Annotated in this window: 13 protein-coding genes; 11 read left to right on the top strand and 2 right to left on the bottom strand. The window is 34.7% G+C overall.

The window, feature by feature from the left end; genetic code table 11:
- Nucleotides 1-33: 33 nt before the first annotated feature.
- Entirely contained in the window at nucleotides 34-3,009 is a 2,976-nt protein-coding gene (locus tag JOD96_RS21615; RefSeq protein ID WP_209566314.1) for a SusC/RagA family TonB-linked outer membrane protein, read from the bottom strand.
- A 235-nt stretch (nucleotides 3,010-3,244) separates the two neighbouring features.
- Here JOD96_RS21615 and JOD96_RS21610 point away from each other — a divergent pair, with 235 nt between their 5' ends.
- The 11 genes from JOD96_RS21610 (at nucleotide 3,245) to JOD96_RS21560 (ending at nucleotide 18,517) form a co-directional block, all read left to right on the top strand.
- Nucleotides 3,245-4,276: a LacI family DNA-binding transcriptional regulator gene (locus tag JOD96_RS21610; protein WP_209566313.1), complete on the top strand. Its 1,032-nt coding sequence runs from the start codon at nucleotides 3,245-3,247 to the stop codon at nucleotides 4,274-4,276.
- 177 nt (nucleotides 4,277-4,453) lie between these two features.
- On the top strand, nucleotides 4,454-5,806 hold the full coding sequence (locus tag JOD96_RS21605; protein ID WP_209566312.1) for an MFS transporter: 1,353 nt from the start codon (nucleotides 4,454-4,456) through the stop codon (nucleotides 5,804-5,806).
- A 23-nt stretch (nucleotides 5,807-5,829) separates the two neighbouring features.
- Nucleotides 5,830-6,486: a beta-phosphoglucomutase gene (gene pgmB / locus JOD96_RS21600; RefSeq protein ID WP_209566311.1), complete on the top strand. Its 657-nt coding sequence runs from the start codon at nucleotides 5,830-5,832 to the stop codon at nucleotides 6,484-6,486.
- Between the two features lie 44 nt (nucleotides 6,487-6,530).
- Complete coding sequence (locus JOD96_RS21595) at nucleotides 6,531-8,834, top strand: glycoside hydrolase family 65 protein (RefSeq protein ID WP_209566310.1); 2,304 nt, start codon at nucleotides 6,531-6,533, stop codon at nucleotides 8,832-8,834.
- Between the two features lie 19 nt (nucleotides 8,835-8,853).
- Entirely contained in the window at nucleotides 8,854-10,968 is a 2,115-nt protein-coding gene (locus tag JOD96_RS21590) for a glycoside hydrolase family 97 protein (RefSeq protein WP_209566309.1), read from the top strand.
- Nucleotides 10,969-11,132: 164 nt separating this feature from the next.
- Nucleotides 11,133-12,989 (top strand): glycoside hydrolase family 13 protein, encoded by a 1,857-nt coding sequence (locus JOD96_RS21585; protein WP_209566308.1) that lies wholly within the window; start codon nucleotides 11,133-11,135, stop codon nucleotides 12,987-12,989.
- Between the two features lie 284 nt (nucleotides 12,990-13,273).
- On the top strand, nucleotides 13,274-14,863 hold the full coding sequence (locus JOD96_RS21580) for an alpha-amylase family glycosyl hydrolase (protein WP_209566307.1): 1,590 nt from the start codon (nucleotides 13,274-13,276) through the stop codon (nucleotides 14,861-14,863).
- A gap of 140 nt (nucleotides 14,864-15,003) precedes the next feature.
- Nucleotides 15,004-15,681 carry a glycerophosphodiester phosphodiesterase gene (locus JOD96_RS21575; protein ID WP_209566306.1) on the top strand — a complete coding sequence of 226 codons (678 nt, stop codon included), beginning with the start codon at nucleotides 15,004-15,006 and terminating at the stop codon, nucleotides 15,679-15,681.
- Between the two features lie 125 nt (nucleotides 15,682-15,806).
- Nucleotides 15,807-17,015, top strand: coding sequence for an NAD(P)/FAD-dependent oxidoreductase (locus JOD96_RS21570; RefSeq protein ID WP_209566305.1), 1,209 nt, complete (start codon nucleotides 15,807-15,809; stop codon nucleotides 17,013-17,015).
- A gap of 3 nt (nucleotides 17,016-17,018) precedes the next feature.
- Nucleotides 17,019-17,666 carry an HAD family hydrolase gene (locus JOD96_RS21565; RefSeq protein WP_209566304.1) on the top strand — a complete coding sequence of 216 codons (648 nt, stop codon included), beginning with the start codon at nucleotides 17,019-17,021 and terminating at the stop codon, nucleotides 17,664-17,666.
- A gap of 125 nt (nucleotides 17,667-17,791) precedes the next feature.
- Nucleotides 17,792-18,517, top strand: a complete 726-nt coding sequence (locus JOD96_RS21560; RefSeq protein WP_209566303.1) for a hypothetical protein — start codon at nucleotides 17,792-17,794, stop codon at nucleotides 18,515-18,517.
- Here JOD96_RS21560 and JOD96_RS21555 read toward each other — a convergent pair.
- Entirely contained in the window at nucleotides 18,501-19,481 is a 981-nt protein-coding gene (locus JOD96_RS21555; RefSeq protein WP_209566302.1) for a tetratricopeptide repeat protein, read from the bottom strand. The two genes, JOD96_RS21560 and JOD96_RS21555, sit on opposite strands and share 17 nt — an antisense overlap.
- Nucleotides 19,482-19,513 lie beyond the last annotated feature (32 nt).

The raw sequence follows: 19,513 nt of genomic DNA, 5'->3' as shown, positions 1-19,513 counted from the left end.
GTTTATTTTTAAATTTTTGATTTCAGCCTACTATTAGAAATTAGCATTAACTCCAAACAAGAAAGTTCTTGCTCTTGGGTAAACATTATTATCAATTCCGTTGAATTTCTCAGGATCTAATCCATCATATTTCGTAAGAATGAAAACATTTTGAACACCAGCTGTAAATCTTAAAGAAGCGGCCTTAATGATTGTTTTATCAAAAGTATATCCAAGCGTAACGTTATCTAGCTTAATAAAAGAAGCATCTTTTATAAAATAGTCAGAAAGGTAACGTTGTGTTCCATTATCTTCAAAAGTAAAACCAGTATTAAAATAATCTGAACTTACGTTAGACAAATCTGTTTGTCTTCTTAATCCAGCATCAGAATAGCCTAAATTAGAACTTACATTATCAAAAATTTTATTTCCAACACTTGCTCTCCAGTTCATTGTAAAATCAAACTTTTTGTAGTTTAAAGTAGAAAACAAACCAAAAGTATAATCAGGAGCAGCTTTACCAGCTCTATAACGGTCTCCAGCATCTATTTTTCCATCTGCATTTCTATCTACATAAGCTCCTGCAATTGGTCTTTTATTTGCATCATATAATTGCTCGTAAACAAAAAATGAATTTGGCGCATAGCCCACTGAATTAATTAGAATTTTATTTCCATTTCCACCAGCTATATTATCACCTATTAAATATCCCTGGAAACCTGGAACATTAATTCCTATTTTAGAAATATTTTGATCAATATAGGTAGTATTGAAAGCTACATTCCAGTTTAAATTATCACTCTTAATGATATCAGAAGCAATACTAAATTCAAGCCCTTTTGTTCTTACACTTCCAATATTAAAGAAACCTTGATTTCTAATATTTGCACCATCAGGAACCGCAATTTCAGCTAGCAAATCAGTAGATTTCTTGTCAAAGTAGTTAATAGATCCTGTAATTCTATCATTAAAAAATCCATAATCAACTCCAACATTCATCTCAGCTAGTTCTTCCCATTTAATATTTTCGTTATATCCTTCCGGCCTTGCCGTAGTATAGATTTGGTTTCCAAAAATGTACTGAGAATTAATTGTACCTAATGTTACACGACGTAAATAATCATATTGAACAGAGATATCCTGCTGACCAGTAGTACCGTAACCAACTCTTAATTTTAAAGTCGAAAAAGTTGCATTATCTTTTAAGAAAGCTTCTTCAGACAAATTCCATGCAAAAGCAGCTCCACCAAAATTACCCCATCTGTTATCTTCAGAAAAACGAGAAGTTCCGTCTCTTCTGTAATTTAAAGTCAATAAATATCTACTATCATATCCTAAATTCAAACGTCCAAAAAACGATTGTAAATTAACATCGGGCTCAGTTGTTACATCTTTATTAGGATTTGGCTGTCTAACTTCACCTGATTGAAATTTTTCTCTTTGAAATAACTGGTAGTTATAACCTGCTGTTGCATCAATCTTAAATTTACCTAAATCTTTAGTATAATTAAAATATGCATTTAAGTTTTTGTTTTGAAGTGCATCAGTATACTGGCTATAGTTCCCTAAATTTACATAACCAGCATCAGTAAAAGGTTTTGGTTGATATCCTAAAGCACTTTGCGTGCTTACTTCAGTATATCCACTACTATCGAATCTATCAATACCAGCCTCAACAACAGCTCTCAAATCTTCAAAGAAATGAAATTTATAATCTAACCTAACATTACCCCATTTTCTTGTAGAAGTAGATCTTCTTTCATCTTGGTTTAATCTTGCCACAGGGTTTCTAGCCGGCAATAAAGGTAAATTTCCTGTTGGCTCTAGCCATTCAAAATATCCTCCGTAGCGAGAACCTGCTTCATAAACAGATTGTGTTGGATCAAATCCTATAGCACTTCCTATTACAGCACCTTCGTCCTGAAACTGATTTTTACCAAAAGATAAATTTCCGCTAATGTCAATTTTTAAATGATTGTCAAATAAAACAGGATTTAACGATATCGATGTCGTTGTTCTTTCAAAAGAAGTATTTCTTAGGATTCCAGGATTATCAACATTTCCCACAGATAATCTTACTGGTAATTTGTTAAATAATGAACCACTAACAGATATATTATTATTTGTTGTTAAAGCAGTATGAAAAATTTCATCTTGCCAGTTTGTATTAGCATTACCTAATAAAGCTTGTTGTGCCGCACTACCTTTTGTGTTTACCAATTCACGAAATTGATCTGCATTCATAACATCAACAGTATTCGCAACAGTATTGATACCAACCTGAGAGCTAAAGTTAACTTTTACACCACCTTTTGCACCTTTTTTAGTTGTAATAACAATTACGCCATTTGCAGCTCTTGATCCATAGATTGCAGCAGCAGAAGCATCTTTAAGAACTGTAAAAGACTCAATATCATTAGGATCAATTGTAGATAATATACTTGTTGCCCCTTCTGGTTTAGTATTACTTAACGGAAGACCGTCTAATACAATTAATGGTTCGTTTGAAGCACTTAAAGAAGATCCTCCACGAATTCTAATATCAGCTTTTGCACCAGGCGCTCCTCCACCAGTTACATTAACACCCGAAATACGACCGCTAATTAAACTCTCAGGAGTTACGTTAATACCTTTATTAAATTCTTTTGCGGAAATTTGAGATACAGAACCTGTTGCATCTTTTTTCTTAACAGTACCGTAACCTACCTGAACTACAACTTCTTTAAGTTGATTGGTATCTTCTTCTAAAGTTACATTTAATGTCTTTTGACCAGTGTAATCAATGGTAGCCGTTCTGTAGCCGATAAAAGAAACCACGATTTTATTTCCGTTTTTAACATTTGACAATTGGTAATTTCCGTCAAATCCGGTTGATGTTCCGCCTGGCGCACCTTGTACACTTACATTTACTCCCGGTATTGGCTGACCTGTTGCTTTATCGACAACAGTCCCGCTTACAGTGTTTTGAGCTAACACAGTGAACGGCAACAAGAGGAATAAAAATAACAACTTTTTGTAAATTGTTTTCATACTTTTTGTTTAAATTAGTTTGAGTTTGTGATTGTTAGTTAAGTTTTTAATTTTACTTCGAATTTCAAAATTAGGAATTTATTAACATGGCCGACATTCTACAATTTATTATGCGTTACGAAAACGTGGTAGTGTTGAAAACTTTCTATATTTTGTAATCTTTTCAGTCAAAAAATGCTAAATCATAAAATAAAAGATACCTTTATTATTAATTAGATTTTTTTCAATTTAACTCATGAAACGCAAAATAACCTTAAAACAGATCGCAAAGGAACTTGATGTATCTATTTCAACTGTCTCAAAATCACTCAGAAACAGCCTTGAAATCGGAGAAGAAACACGCCTAAAAGTGCAGGCCTTTGCAAAGTTTTACAATTATAAACCCAACAATATTGCCCTTAGTTTAAAAAACCGAAAGACCAAAAGTATTGGTATTATTATTCCTGAAATTGTACATTATTTTTTCTCTACCGTAATCAACGGAATTGAACAGGTGGCCAACGAAAATGGTTATAGTGTAGTGATCTGTTTATCTGATGATTCTTTTGATAAAGAAGTCCTCAATATGGAAATGTTAGCCAACGGAAGCATCGATGGTTTTATCATGTCACTTTCTAAAGAAACCCAGTACAAAGGTGATTTTCATCACATTACAGAAGTTATCAATCAGGGAATGCCGGTTGTAATGTTCGACCGCGTTACGAATGATATTTTATGCGATAAGGTTATTATTGATGATAAAGCAGCAGCTTATGAAGCCGTGCAAAGTTTGATTGATAATGGCCGTAAAAAGATCGCCTTAGTTACAACAGTCGATTATGTAAGTGTTGGAAAATTAAGAACTGACGGCTACGAAAAAGCACTCTTAGACAACGGATTACCATTCAACGAAGATTTAATCATAAAAATTGAAGATGTAGATACCTGCGAAATCACCATTTCTGAACTTTTGCACGCCAGAGCTTTTGATGCTGTTTTTGCTGTAAACGAACTTTTTGCAGTAACCATAATCAAAACAGCTAACAAAATGGGACTAAAAGTTCCTGAAGATTTGGCCGTAATTGCTTTTACGGATGGAATCATTTCAAAATATTCTACACCAAGTATTACAACCGTAAGCCAAAGCGGTGAAAAAATGGGAAATAAAGCTGCTAAAATGCTGATCGAACGACTCGAAGCCGAACACGATGATGACGAAGAAGAAAACGAAAACTACACCACAGAAGTTATAGAAACACATTTAATAAAAAGAGAATCTACTGACTAATTTTCTTAAAATCAATATATTCCGAAGCCATAATTAATTTTTATGGCTTTTTTGTTAGCATATATCTAAAAATAATTTATACTTTTACGGCCGTCAAGGCTTTTACTTTTACTTCGAAAAAAACAGTAAGTTTTGATAAGCAAAGCGCTTATCGTATAATTTTTTCAAATTACGATAATGGAAAAGCGTAAATTAAGTTTCTGGGAAATTTGGAACATGAGTTTCGGTTTCTTGGGAATACAAATGGGGTTTGCACTTCAGAATGCAAATGCCAGCAGAATTCTTCAAATTTTTGGTGCCGACGTACATGAACTTTCATGGTTCTGGATTATTGCTCCCCTGATGGGATTAATAGTGCAGCCCATTATTGGTCATTACAGCGACAAAACCTGGGGAAAGTTTGGAAGACGAAAACCATTTTTTCTGGTTGGCGCAATCCTGGCTTCGGTTGGATTAATTTTAATGCCTCAGGCTAATATTTTCATTTCTGTTTTACCAGCTTTATGGGTTGGAGCCGGAATGTTAATGATCATGGATGCTTCTTTCAACATTGCGATGGAGCCGTTTCGCGCTTTGGTTGGTGACAATTTAAGAACAGATCAGCGTACAGCAGGTTTCAGTATTCAAACTTCATTAATTGGTTTTGGAGCCGTAATTGGTTCGGCTTTGCCTTATGTTTTAACCAACTATTTTGGCATTTCAAACAATGCCGTTCCCGGAAGTATTCCGTTAAACCTGAAATTATCATTTATCATTGGTGCAGCCGTTTTAATTGGTTCAATTTTGGTAACACTCTTTACCACAAAAGAATACACTCCTGAAGAATTAGCTAATTTTCAAGATCCACAAAGTGAAGTAGATATTCCTTCTGAAGAAAAATCAAAACTTACAGACATTTTCACCGACTTTGCAAAAATGCCAACCACAATGCGTCAGCTAAGCTGGGTGCAGTTTTTTTCCTGGTTTGGTTTATTTGGCATGTGGGTTTTTACCACTCCGGCCATTGCACATCATATTTACGGATTGCCATTAAGTGACACTTCGAGCCAACAGTATCAGGATGCCGGTGACTGGGTCGGAATTTTATTTGGCGTTTACAACTTAGTTTCTGCTATCATCGCACTGTTTTTCCTGCCTTACATCGCAAAAAAAATCGGACGAAAATCAACTCATGCACTTTCCTTAATCATTGGAGGAATCGGATTAATTTCCATTTATTTCATGCCGAATGAAGACTGGGTTGTATTGCCAATGATTTTAATTGGTGTGGCCTGGGCAAGTATTCTTGCGATGCCTTATGCTATTCTTGCAGGCTCAATTGCCCCTAAAAAAATGGGAGTTTACATGGGAATCTTCAACTTCTTTGTTGTAATTCCGCAAATTGTAAATGCCTTAATTGGCGGTCCGATTGTAAAATATCTTTACAATGGCGATGCCATTTATGCCTTAATTACTAGTGGAGTTAGTTTTTTAATCGCTGCACTTTTAGTTTACAAAGTAAAAGATGTAGACGATACTATTCAAAAATAATAAAAAGAAGAATTTCCAATATAATGAACAAAAAAGCATTCATATTCGATCTTGATGGCGTAATTGTAGACACGGCTAAATACCACTTTTTGGCCTGGCAGAAAATCGCTCAGTCATTAAACATAAATTTTACACACGAACACAACGAATTACTTAAAGGTGTAAGTCGCGTGCGTTCGTTAGATATAATTCTTGAATTAGGAAATGTTCAGGCTTCTCAGGAAGACAAAGACAAATGGCTGATTCAAAAAAACGAAGATTACTTATCTTATTTAGTTGACATGGACGAAAGCGAGATTCTTCCGGGAGTTTTTAAAACGCTGCAACTATTAAAAGATAAAAATCAGGGAATTGCATTGGGTTCTGCGAGTAAAAACGCCCGACCAATTCTGGAAAAAACAGGAATTCTTTCGTATTTCGATGTTATTGTTGACGGAAACGACGTTACCAATGCAAAACCGGATCCGGAAGTTTTCTTAAAAGCGGCTCAATTATTACATATTGACCCAAAAGATTCAATTGTATTTGAAGATTCTGTTGCCGGAATTCAGGCAGCAAATATTGCAGAAATGGTAAGTGTAGGAATTGGTGAGGAAACAATTTTGCATGAGGCTGATTTCATTTTTAAAGATTTCACTCTAATAGATGAAAACTTTATCGAATCATTAATCACAAAATAAAAATCAATCATAAATCAATCAATCACAAAACACTGTAAAAACAAATGAATCAAGATTATATTAAGCCAGACAATTGGTCCATTATCGAAGAAGGCTTTGATGTAGAAAGAGTAAAATCGTCTGAAAGTCTTTTTAGTATCGGTAACGGTGCTATGGGACAACGCGCGAATTTTGAAGAAAAATATTCCGGTGAAACCTTTCAGGGAAGTTATATTGCCGGAATTTACTATCCGGACAAAACAAAAGTGGGCTGGTGGAAAAACGGCTATCCGAAATATTTTGCCAAAGTATTAAACGCACCAAACTGGATCGGAATTGATATCGAAATCAACGAAGAAAATCTTGATTTAAAGGCTTGCACCGAAGTTCGAAATTTCCGTAGAGAATTGAATATGAAAGAAGGATGGTACAATCGTTCTTTTGAAGCGACGTTGAAAAATGGAACTGAAATTGCCGTAAATGTGCGTCGTTTTCTCTCATTAGATTTAGATGAAACGGGAATTATCAAATACGAAATCACGCCTTTAAACAAAGACGCAAAAATCGTTTACAAACCTTATGTTGATGCCGGAGTTTCCAATGAAGATGCCAACTGGGAAGAAAAATTCTGGGAACCGCTTGAAGTAAAAAAAGGAACAAATGAAGCTTTTGTAACTGCTCAGACTTTTAAAACGCATTTTAAAGTTACGACTTTCATGCACAATACGATTTTTGCAAACGGAGAAAATGTACATATTTCGCCTTCAACAATCGATTCAACTTCAGATAAAGTTCAGTTTACCTACGGAACTATTATTGCAAAAGGGCAAACCTCATCCATCCAAAAAATTGGTGGCTATACGGTTTCTTTAAATCACGAAAATACTTTGGCTGCAGCCGAAAAAGTAATTAAAAATGCGGTTAATTCAGGATATGATGCTTTGCTTCAAAATCAAATTGATGCCTGGGCAAAAATCTGGGAAATGTCAGATATAACAATCGATGGCGATGTAAAAGCACAACAGGGAATTCGTTTCAATATCTTTCAACTAAACCAAACGTATCTAGGAAAAGATTCTCGTTTGAATATTGGACCAAAAGGTTTTACAGGAGAAAAATACGGCGGATCGACTTATTGGGATACCGAAGCGTATTGTATTCCGTTTTACATGGCAACAAAAGACCAGCAAGTTGCAAGAAATTTATTGACGTATCGTTTCAATCAATTGGATAAAGCGATTGAAAATGCCAAGGACAATTTAGGTTTCAAAAATGGCGCAGCGCTGTATCCGATGGTTACCATGAATGGAGAAGAATGCCATAACGAATGGGAAATCACGCACGAAGAAATTCACCGTAATGGGGCAATTGCATTTGCAATTTATAACTATTACCGTTTTACCGGAGATTACTCTTATATTCCTGAAAAAGGTTTGGAAGTTTTAATCGGAATCGCGCGTTTCTGGCACCAGAGAGCTTCTTTTTCTAAAGAAAAAAATCAATTCGTAATCTTGGGCGTTACGGGTCCAAACGAATACGAAAACAATATCAACAATAATTTCTACACCAATTACATTGCAAAATGGTGTATCGATTATGCAGCTGAACAAATCAAAAAAGTAGCAACTGAATATCCTGTAGATCACAAACGCATTTTAGAAAAAGTAAGCCTTTCGGCGAATGAAATCCAAGAATGGAAAAAAGTGGCCGACAATATGTATTTTCCAACTTCAAAAGAATTAGGAATTTATCTACAGCAAGACGGTTTCTTAGACAAAGATTTAGTTCCGGTAAAAGATCTGGATCGTGCTCAACGCCCAATCAATCAAAAATGGTCCTGGGATCGTGTTTTACGTTCGCCTTACATCAAACAAGCCGACGTTTTACAATGTTTTTATTTCTTCGAAGATCATTTTTCTAAAGAAGAATTAAAACGCAATTTCGAATTTTACGAATCATTTACCGTTCATGAAAGTTCGCTTTCGCCTTGTGTACACTCGATTCAGGCAGCTGTTTTAGATAAAATGGATATGGCTTATACCTTTTACTTAAGAACTTCTCGTCTGGATTTGGACGATTATAATAAAGAAGTAGAAGAAGGCTGTCACATCACATCAATGGCAGGAACATGGATGAGCATTGTTGAAGGTTTTGGCGGAATGCGCGTTAAAAATGACCAGCTTCATTTTTCGCCAAAAATTCCAAAAGAATGGAAAGGTTACTCTTTTAAAATTAATTTCAGAAATCAAATTTTGAAAGTAGCTGTAAATCATGACGAAACAACTTTTACGGTTGATGGCGATCAAGATTTAACAATAGTGGTGAACGGAAATCCTGTAATCGCAAGTAAATTTGTACAAATTGATTAATATCTTAAAAATAAAAAACATGAAAAACTTATTTTTCGCAAGTTTAATCTTGTTTGCTTTTTGCAACATTGCACAAGCGCAACAATTAAAATCTCCCGAAGGAAAGTTCGTAATGGAATTTTCGCTTCAAAACGACGGAACTCCAACTTACAATTTAAAATACAAAAACAAAGAGGTTGTAAAAACCAGTAAATTAGGTCTTGAGCTTAAAGATGACAAAAAATCTTTATTGAATGATTTTACTGTTGTTGATACAAAAACATCCACTTTTGATGAAACCTGGAAACCAGTTTGGGGAGAAGTGGATAATATTAGAAATCATTATAATGAACTGGCTGTTACTTTAAACCAAAAAGGAACCGACAGACAAATCATAATTCGTTTCCGTTTATTCGATGACGGACTTGGATTTAGATATGAATTTCCAACTCAAAAGAACCTTACGTATTTCGTAATTAAGGAAGAAAGATCGCAATTCGCCATGACTGGAGATCACACTGCTTTCTGGATTCCGGGAGATTATGACACTCAGGAATACGATTACACTAAATCGAAATTATCTGAAATTAGAGGCCTTTCTGAAAAAGCCTATACGGCAAACGTTTCACAAAAATCTTTTTCTCCAACAGGAGTTCAAACTTCTTTAATGTTAAAAACAAATGACGGTTTGTACATAAACTTACACGAAGCGGCTTTGATCAATTATTCTTGTATGCACTTGAATCTTGATGATAAAAATATGACTTTTACTTCTTGGTTAACGCCAGATGCAAAAGGAGACAAAGGATACATGCAGGCGCCAAGTCATTCGCCTTGGAGAACGATTATGGTAAGCGATGATGCGAGAGAAATCTTAGCTTCAAAAATGACTTATAACTTAAACGATCCATCAAAAATTGAAAATACTTCCTGGATTAAACCTGTAAAATATATTGGTGTTTGGTGGGAAATGATTACAGGAAAAAGCTCTTGGTCGTACACAAACGATTATCCGACAGTACAATTGGGTGTTACAGATTTCTCTAAAGCAAAACCAAACGGAACACACGGTGCAAACAATGCTAACGTAAAAAAATACATTGATTTTGCTGCTGCAAATGGTTTCGATGCTGTTTTAGTTGAAGGATGGAACGAAGGTTGGGAAGACTGGTTTGGTCACTCAAAAGATTATGTTTTTGATTTCGTAACGCCTTACCCTGATTTTGATGTAAAAGGTTTGCATGAATATGCAAAATCTAAAGGCGTAAAAATCATCATGCACCACGAAACTTCTGGTTCTGTTCGTAACTACGAACGTCATATGGACAAAGCATACCAATTCATGAAAGACAACGGGTACGACGCTGTAAAAAGTGGTTATGTTGGAGATATTTTGCCTCGCGGTGAAAATCATTACAATCAATGGATTGTAAACCACTACCAATATGCAATTGAAAAAGCAGCTGATTATAAAATTATGGTTAACGCTCACGAAGCTGTTCGCCCTACAGGTATTGCAAGAACATATCCTAACTTAATTGGAAACGAAGCCGCAAGAGGAACAGAATACCAAGCGTTTGGAGGTTCTAAACCAAATCACGTTACGGTTTTGCCTTTTACACGTTTAATTGGTGGCCCAATGGATTATACTCCGGGAATCTTCGAAATGGATATCAGCAAAATGAATCCTGATAACAAATCACATTTAAACAGTACACTTGCAAACCAATTGGCTTTATATGTTACAATGTATAGTCCGTTGCAAATGGCTGCTGATACTCCGGAGAATTACAACCGTTTTCCAGATGCTTTTCAATTCATCAAAGATGTGGCTGTAGACTGGTCAGAAAGTAAATATATCGAAGCTGAACCGGGAGATTTTATTACGGTTGCCCGTAAAGCAAAAGGAACCAATAACTGGTTTGTTGGAAACGTAAACGGAGAAACGCCTCGTACGTCAAACATCGATTTCAGTTTTCTTGAAAAAGGGAAAAAATACACGGCTACAATTTATGCAGATGCAAAAGATGCGCATTACAAAACAAATCCACAAGCTTATACTATCAAGAAAATGGCTGTAACCAATAAATCAAAATTATCGCAGTTATCTGCTCCAGGCGGAGGTTATGCGATCAGTATAATCGAAACCAAATAATTTTCTAAAAGACAGGCAATTTCCCCCAAGATTGCTTGTCTTTTTTTTAATTTGATAAATTTAGTCGTTTCTGCAAGGTTTTTAAAACCTTGTAGGTCTTCTTAAGCACCCATTATACCTACAAGGTTTTGAAAACCTTGCAGGAAAATTAAAAACTATAAATTATGAGAGTTCAAAGCCATATCATTTATAAAATACTTTTTTTTGTTCTTGTTTTTTCCGCTTCCGCGAAAGCGCAAATCCAAAAAGTAGAGCCTCCGTTTTGGTACGCAGGAATGAAAAATCCGGAATTGCAGATTCTGTTCTACGGAAAAAATATCGCACAATATGAAGCTTCGGTTTCTAATAATGTTGTTATTAAAAATGTAGAGAAAACAGAAAATCCAAATTACCTTTTCGTAACCATTGATACACAAAACCTAAAAGCTTCTGAATTGGTTTTCTCTTTCAAAACCAAAAATAAAGTGGCTTTTACGCAGAAATATTCGCTGAAAGAAAGAAGAGCAAATTCGGCAGACAGAAAAAGTTACGATGCATCGGATATGATTTACTTAATCATGCCGGATCGTTTTGCTAACGGAAATCCGAAAAATGACAGTGATGCCAATTTAACAGAAAAAGGAAATCGTCAGGAACCGGGCGGACGTCACGGCGGCGATATCGAAGGAATCATCAAAAACCTTGATTATATTTCATCATTGGGCGCAACAACAATCTGGAGCACGCCTTTATGCGAAGACAATGACAAACAGCATTCGTATCATACTTACGGACAATCTGATGTTTACAAAATTGATCCCCGTTATGGAACCAATGATGATTATGCTCGTTTATCTGCAGAAATGCACAAAAAGAACATGAAACTGGTTATGGATTATGTAACGAACCACTGGGGAATTACACATTGGATGATGAAAGATATTCCGACCAAAACCTGGTTCAATCAATTTGAAACTTTTACACAAACACACCATAGACGTGAAGTAATTACAGACATTCACGCTTCAAAAATAGATCAGGAAGTTTGTGTTGATGGATGGTTTGTTCCTTCTATGCCCGATTTGAATTTAAGAAATCCCTTAGTTTCAAAATACCTGACTCAAAACGCAATTTGGTGGATCGAATTTGCTAATCTTGACGGATTTAGAGTAGACACTTATAACTATTCTGATGCTACTGCAATGGCAAATTGGGCAAAAGCTATTACAACTGAATATCCTAACTTTAATATTGTGGGTGAAATCTGGATGCACAATCAGGCGAATTTGGCTTATTGGCAAAAAGACAGTAAAATTGGCGCGATCGAAAACTACAATTCAAATTTGCCAAGTGTAATGGATTTTACACTTCAAAGTCAAATGGTTTCTGCATTTAATGAAAGTGAAGGAACCTGGGACAATGGAATGATTAAATTCTACAACAATTTTGCAATGGATTATTTATATCCAAATACAAATAACATTTTAGTTTTTGCCGAAAATCATGATACAGATCGTATCAACGATAAATACAAATACGATTTCGAAAAATACAAACTGGCCATGACTTTATTGGCTACGGTTCGTGGAATTCCGCAATTGTATTACGGTTCAGAAATTGGAATGGGCGGCGATAAAAGTAAAGGTGATGCCGATATCCGTCAGGATTTTCCAGGCGGATGGGCAGGCGATAAAAACAACGCGTTAACCGCGGCAGGAAGAACTCCTGAACAGGCCAAATATTTCGATTTTACATCCAAACTATTCAACTGGAGAAAATCAAACGAAGCGGTTCATTTCGGAAAAATGACACATTATATTCCTGAAAATAACACGTATGTTTATTTCAGATATACCGATGCCAAAACCGTAATGGTGGTTTTCAATAATAATGCAAAAGAACAGATTGTAAAAACCAATCGTTTTAAAGAAAACATCAAAAACTTTAAATCAGGAAAAGATGTTCTGACTGGAAAAACATTCGATTTAGCTACTGAAATTACTTTGGAACCAAAATCGGCCGTAGTTTTAGAATTGGAGTAAAGTATAAACGATTTTAACACAACGCAAGTCGTAGAGACGCACAGCTGTGCGTCTTTTTTTATGTTCAAAGAGACCTAACAGGTTTTAAAAACCTGTTAGGTCTAACAACGGTAAACCTATAGTAACACACAGTATATTGCAGAAGCGCACAGCAGTCTCCCGCAAGAAATAATTTCTGAATTCGTGACTGTTTTTTTATTATAAAAACTAGTTAAATTCAAAATAAATGTGATAATCCATTTACCTTTTTTTATCTTTAATATTCTCGCACAAAATTAATATTAATGAATACCGAAAATACTTCGAAAACACCTTTCGTCTGGGAAGGAGCAAATGTTTACTTTTTACTTACCGATCGTTTTTATAACGGAAATCCTTATAACGATATCCATTTTAACAGAACTAAAACTCCGGGAAAACTTCGCGGATTTGAAGGTGGAGACATCATCGGAATTATCAAAAAAATCGACGAAGGTTATTTCGACAAATTAGGAATAAATGTGATTTGGCTTACGCCGATTGTAGAACAAATTCACGATGGAGTTGACGAAGGAACCGGATTTAGTTATGGCTATCATGGATATTGGGCAAGAGATTGGACGGCTCTTGATCCTAGTTTCGGAACGAAAGAAGACCTTGCCAATTTGGTCAAAAAAGCACACAAAAAAGGCATCAGAATTATGCTTGACGGCGTGATCAATCATACAGGACCGGTAACTCCCGAAGATCCGATGTGGCCGGAAGACTGGGTTAGAACCGGCATTGTCTGCGATTATAAATCATTCGAAAACACTACGATGTGTACTTTGGTAGATAATCTTCCCGATGTGAGAACCGAAAGCAATCAGGAAGTGGAATTGCCTTCTTTTTTAATCGGAAAATGGAAAAACGAAGGGCGTTATGAAAAAGAAATAAATTCTCTGGATGAATTTTTCAAAAGAACAAATTACCCCAGAACGCCAAAATATTACATCATAAAATGGTTAACAGATTATATTCTCGAATTTGGAATCGACGGTTATAGAGCTGATACAGTAAAACATACCGAAGAAAATGTCTGGATCGATTTTAGAAAAGAATGTGAATATGCTTTTGAAACCTGGAAAAAACATCATCCGCTGGAGGTTTTAGATCAAAATCCGTTTTATACCATTGCTGAAGTTTACGGTTACGAAATAAGCGGCGGACTGGATTATGATTTTGGAGATAGAAAAGTAAATTATTTCGAGAATGGCTTTAACTGCATGATTAATTTTGAGTTTAAACTCGATGCACAAAACGATTATGAAGTTATATTTTCGAAATATTCAACCAAACTTCAAAATGAACTGAAAGGTTTCAGCGTTCTCAATTACGTGTCCTCACACGATGATCCCGAACCTTTTGATGCCACTCGAAACAGAACTTTTGAGGCTGGAACAAAACTTTTACTTTCTCCCGGGATTTCACAAGTCTATTATGGTGATGAAACGGGCCGTTCTCTGGTAATTGAAGGCACAGAAGGCGATGCGACCTTAAGATCTTTTATGAATTGGGAAGACATTCAGTCTGATGAAGAAACGAAGAGAATTCTTTTACACTGGCAAAAGTTGGGACGATTCCGCAGAAATCATCCATCCGTAGGAGCAGGAATCCATCATATGATTTCAGAAAAGCCGTATATTTTTTCCAGAAGTTTTACTAAAATTAATTATAAAGATGAAGTTGTAATTGGTCTAGATTTAGGAACTGGTCCAAAAGAACTTCTGGTTGAATCTATTTTTGAAAACGGAACCAAACTAAGAGATTCATTTTCAGACCAGGAAATAGAAGTTCAAAACGGAAAAGCAATCATTGATTCTGAATACGGACTTGTTTTGTTGGAACTTGCTTAACCGAAAATTTTTGCCACGAATTACACAAATTATCACGAATTTAATTGGTGTAAATTTGTGAAATTCGTGGCAACTTTTTTTATCTAATCTTTGTGTACTTTGCGTAAATCTTTGCGACCTTTGCGGTTAAACTCAATACAATGCTAAAAATAGCACATCGCGGCGCCAAAGGATACGAACCCGAGAATACCTTAAAATCTTTTCAAAAAGCATTAGACTTAAATGCTGACGGAATCGAACTCGACGTACACCTAAGCGCTGACGGACATATAATCGTAATTCACGACGAAACCATCGACAGAACAACCAATGGAAAAGGTTTTGTAAATACTTTATCTTTGACCGAATTAAAATCGTTTTTGATTGATGGAAAATACCAAATACCAACTTTAAACGAGGTTTTTGATTTGGTTGACAAAAAATGCCTCATCAATATTGAGCTAAAAGGTTTAGGAACTAGCAGTAAAGTTGTTCAACTAATTGAAGAATATATTTCAGAAAAAAACTGGAATTACGAGCATTTCATCGTTTCGAGTTTCGATTGGGATTTACTGCAGGAAACATCAAATTTAAATTCAAACATTCCTATTGGCGTTTTAACAGAAGAAAATCTCGATACAGCTTTGGCTTTCGCCGAAAAAATAAAAGCGCGTGCCATTCATCCGGATTATCAATTATTGAATGCGGAAAATACCAAGGAAATACAAAAGAAAGGATTTTTTGTTTTGCCCTGGACAGTAGATTCTGATGAAGACATTCAAAAAATAAAAAGCTATAATGTAGACGGAATAATTAGTAATTTCCCAGATAAACTATAAAACAAATCGTTGTAATCTTTGTCAAAGTTTAAAACTTTGACAAAGATAATTTAACAAGTCCACACCTTTAAATTTGTGCTAATTCGTGTAATTCGTGGCAAAAAAATCGTGGCAAACCAAATAATATGATTCAAAATTTCGACATAATTATTGTTGGCGGAGGCGCTGCAGGATTCTTTACAGCAATAAATATTGCAGAGAAAAATCCGAAACTAAAAATTGCTATTCTGGAAAGAGGAAAAGAAGTACTTTCTAAAGTACGCGTTTCCGGTGGAGGAAGATGCAACGTAACCCACGCTTGTTTTGAACCAAATGAGTTGGTTAAATTTTATCCGCGTGGCGAAAAAGAACTTCGCGGCCCTTTTCATCAATTTTGTTCAGGAGACACAATAGAATGGTTTGAAAAACATGGAGTAGAATTAAAAATTGAAGAAGACGGAAGAATGTTTCCGGTTTCAAATTCATCACAAACTATTATAGATTGTTTCCTTAAAGCAACGGAAAAATTAGGTATAAAAGTATTGACGGGTCAAAGTGTACAATCGATTTATAAAGCAGAAAATCACTGGAAAATTGACACGCAAAGCGATAAATTTATTGCCGAAAAATTAGTAATGGCAACCGGAAGCAACCCAAAAATTTGGGAAATGCTCCAAGAAAAAGGACACGCTATTGTGAGTCCTGTCCCTTCCCTGTTTACTTTCAACATCAAAGATCCTCGAATTAAAGAATTGCCTGGTGTTGCAGCACAAGTGACTGTAAACGTAAAAGATACCAAACTAGAATCAACCGGCCCCTTGTTAATAACACACTGGGGAATGAGCGGTCCCGCGATTCTGAAACTTTCGGCTTGGGGTGCTCGTATTTTACATGATAAAAATTATCAGTTTACGATTTTCGTTAACTGGTTAAATGATGTGGATACAGAAGACGCAGAGAAAATCCTAAAAGACTTAAAACAGGAACACGCTAAAAAAGCGGTTTCAAAAAAATCTCCTTTTGACTTTCCGAATCGTCTATGGGAAAGCTTGGTTTTGGCTTCTGAAATTGAATCAGAAACCAAATGGGCTGATTTATCTAAAATTCAATTGCAGAATTTAGCTTCTCAACTTACAAAAGCCAAATTTCAGGTCAACGGAAAAAGTACTTTTAAAGAAGAATTTGTAACCGCAGGCGGAATCGATTTAAAAGAAATCAATTTTAAAACTATGGAAAGTAAAATTCACGAAAATCTTTATTTTGCCGGAGAAATTGTAAATATAGACGCCATTACCGGAGGATTTAATTTTCAAAATGCCTGGACAAGCGGTTTTATTGTGGGCAACACTATATAAAAAATGAAATACAAAGGAATTATTTTTGATTTAGACGGAACGTTAGTCAATTCATTAGAAGACATTTCAGATGCAATGAATACTGTCCTTACAGGTCTAAATTACCCAACTCATACTTACGATACCTATCAATATTTTATAGGGAGCGGATTAAGAAATCTAGTAAGTAAAGCATTGCCGGCATCTAACAATACAGAAACAGATATCGAAAATTGTTTCAATTGTATGGTTACAGAATATCGTGAGTTTTGCACATTTAAAACAAAACCTTACGCTGGTATTGTGAAATTATTAGATCATTTGGCTTCACAAAATATCAAACTAGCAGTTTTTTCAAACAAGGCCGATGAGCTTACCAAAAAAATAACCTCGGAAATATTTCCTGATTACTTTGACTCTGCAATTGGTTTGAGTAAGGAAGAACTTAAAAAGCCAAATCCATCTGAAGCTTTAGCAATAGCCAAAAAATGGAATTTAAACCCTGAGGAAATTTTATTCATAGGCGATTCTGATATTGATATGCAGACCGCTATAAATGCCAATATGTTTCCAGTTGGAGTTTCCTGGGGTTACAGAATAGAAGCAGAATTGATAGCAAGTGGTGCTAAAATGGTAATAAATAATCCTGCAGATTTAATTGAAATTTTATAGAAACATGAGAGTCGCAGGAAACTGAGACAAAAAACACAAAGAAATGAATTAACAAGAATTTACAGGTTTGCTAAGTTTTAGTTAAGACGATTCTAATAATTTTACTTTCAACTAAAAACCATTAGATGAAAGTAAAATTACTTACTATAATTTCTTTTTTGACTTACCAACTTTCCATTTCTCAAACAGAAAAATTACTACACGGAAGAGTCTTTTCCAACAATTATCCGCTTGATAAAGTAGAGGTTATAAATAAAACAGCCAAAACAAGTACGAGAACAAATAAAATGGGCGAATTTTCGATAGTTGTTCAGCCAAAAGATAGTTTATTGTTTTTCGCCAAAAATTACTTTTTTACACGACTAAAAATATCACAGGAAAATATTGACCAAAACAATATTACCGTCAATATGAATATAAAAGCGGAGGAATTGAATGAAGTTGTAGTAACAAATATAAAATTTGATAAAATAAGCTCTTCTCAACAAGATATTGACGATATAAAATTTGCTAAAGACAATAAATCTTTGCAAAAATATACCGGTGTTTACGACGGAACTATTGCAAATGGAATGGACTTTACCAGAATGGGAACCGGACTTATAAATTTATTTAAAAAAGATGAAGTCAAAAAAAAAACTGAGGAAACTGTTTTCAAAAAACTTATAGCAGCATCAATTCCTCGTGATTTTTTTACCAAAGATCTAAAATTAAAACCCGAAGAAGTTGATTTATTTATTGAGTTCTGTGACGCCGATCCAAGATCAGCAAAACTTATAGAAAATAACAATATCCTAACTACAATGGATTTTTTGTATGCTAAAAATGAAATGTTTAAGAAATTGAAATAGATTTTTTCAATTTCTTATATTTCAAGAAAAAGACAATCATAACAATTAGTAAAATGGTTATTATAACTGACAAAATAATTAAACTTGTTTCAATTTGGAATAAATAATCTGGATTAACAGCGATTTTGCTTTCTCGTAAATACCGTAATTGAGAACCATAGCTCACGGCTCTTTCTCTATAATATTCAACTTCATGCTGAGCACTGTTAATCATTCTTGCCACAATTAAATCACCATCGTAGCCGTAAAGTCTGGCAGTTCTATAAGTTGCAAGAGCACTATTGTTTTCTCCTTTTAACTCCGCAAGATTTCCTAATTCGAAAAGCAAAATCGAAATAATCTTATCCTTTGGTTCAATAAATGACATCCGTTCATTTACCTGATAGTAAATAGACTGAGTTAACTCATCAACTTCCTTTTTTGATAATTTAGTTTTAGGTTCGCTTGAAGTTCCAAAATTTGTATTAATTAAAAATTGACCGGAAACATCTTTTAATTTCTTGATTTTAGCTTCTAATATTCTCAAATGAAGCCATTCAGATCCTTTATGAGATTCCGGATTAATTTCAATAGATTTTTTAATCCAGATATACGCTTTTTGGTTTTCACCCATTAACTCATAAAGCGTTCCAAGATTAGATGCCGTGGAATATCTGTTAGGTTCAATTTTTTCAATATTCAGATATAAATTTAAAGCATCGTCATATTTTCCCTGAACAATTAAAAGATATCCTTTATCAGATAAATAATCCAGATCTTTTGTCTTTTTATAAAAACTGTCCAGTTCAATAATTAATCGTGGAAAATCTCCTTTGAAAAAGTTATGCCCTTGAGGATTAATTCCATCATGGTCAATATAAGCATAAGCTTCATTTTTTAAAATTTTTGTTTCCCCATTCAAACAAGCAAAACCCTTAACTGAAATTAAAACCAACACAATAACAAAAGCCTTAAATTTATTCATAAAGTATAACGTATTGATTAAACCTGAAACAA

This window comes from Flavobacterium sp. 1355 (assembly GCF_017833415.1).
Classification (GTDB): domain Bacteria; phylum Bacteroidota; class Bacteroidia; order Flavobacteriales; family Flavobacteriaceae; genus Flavobacterium.
The sequence above is the reverse complement of the archived record's forward strand: the minus strand, read 5'-3'. Positions and strand labels throughout refer to the sequence as shown.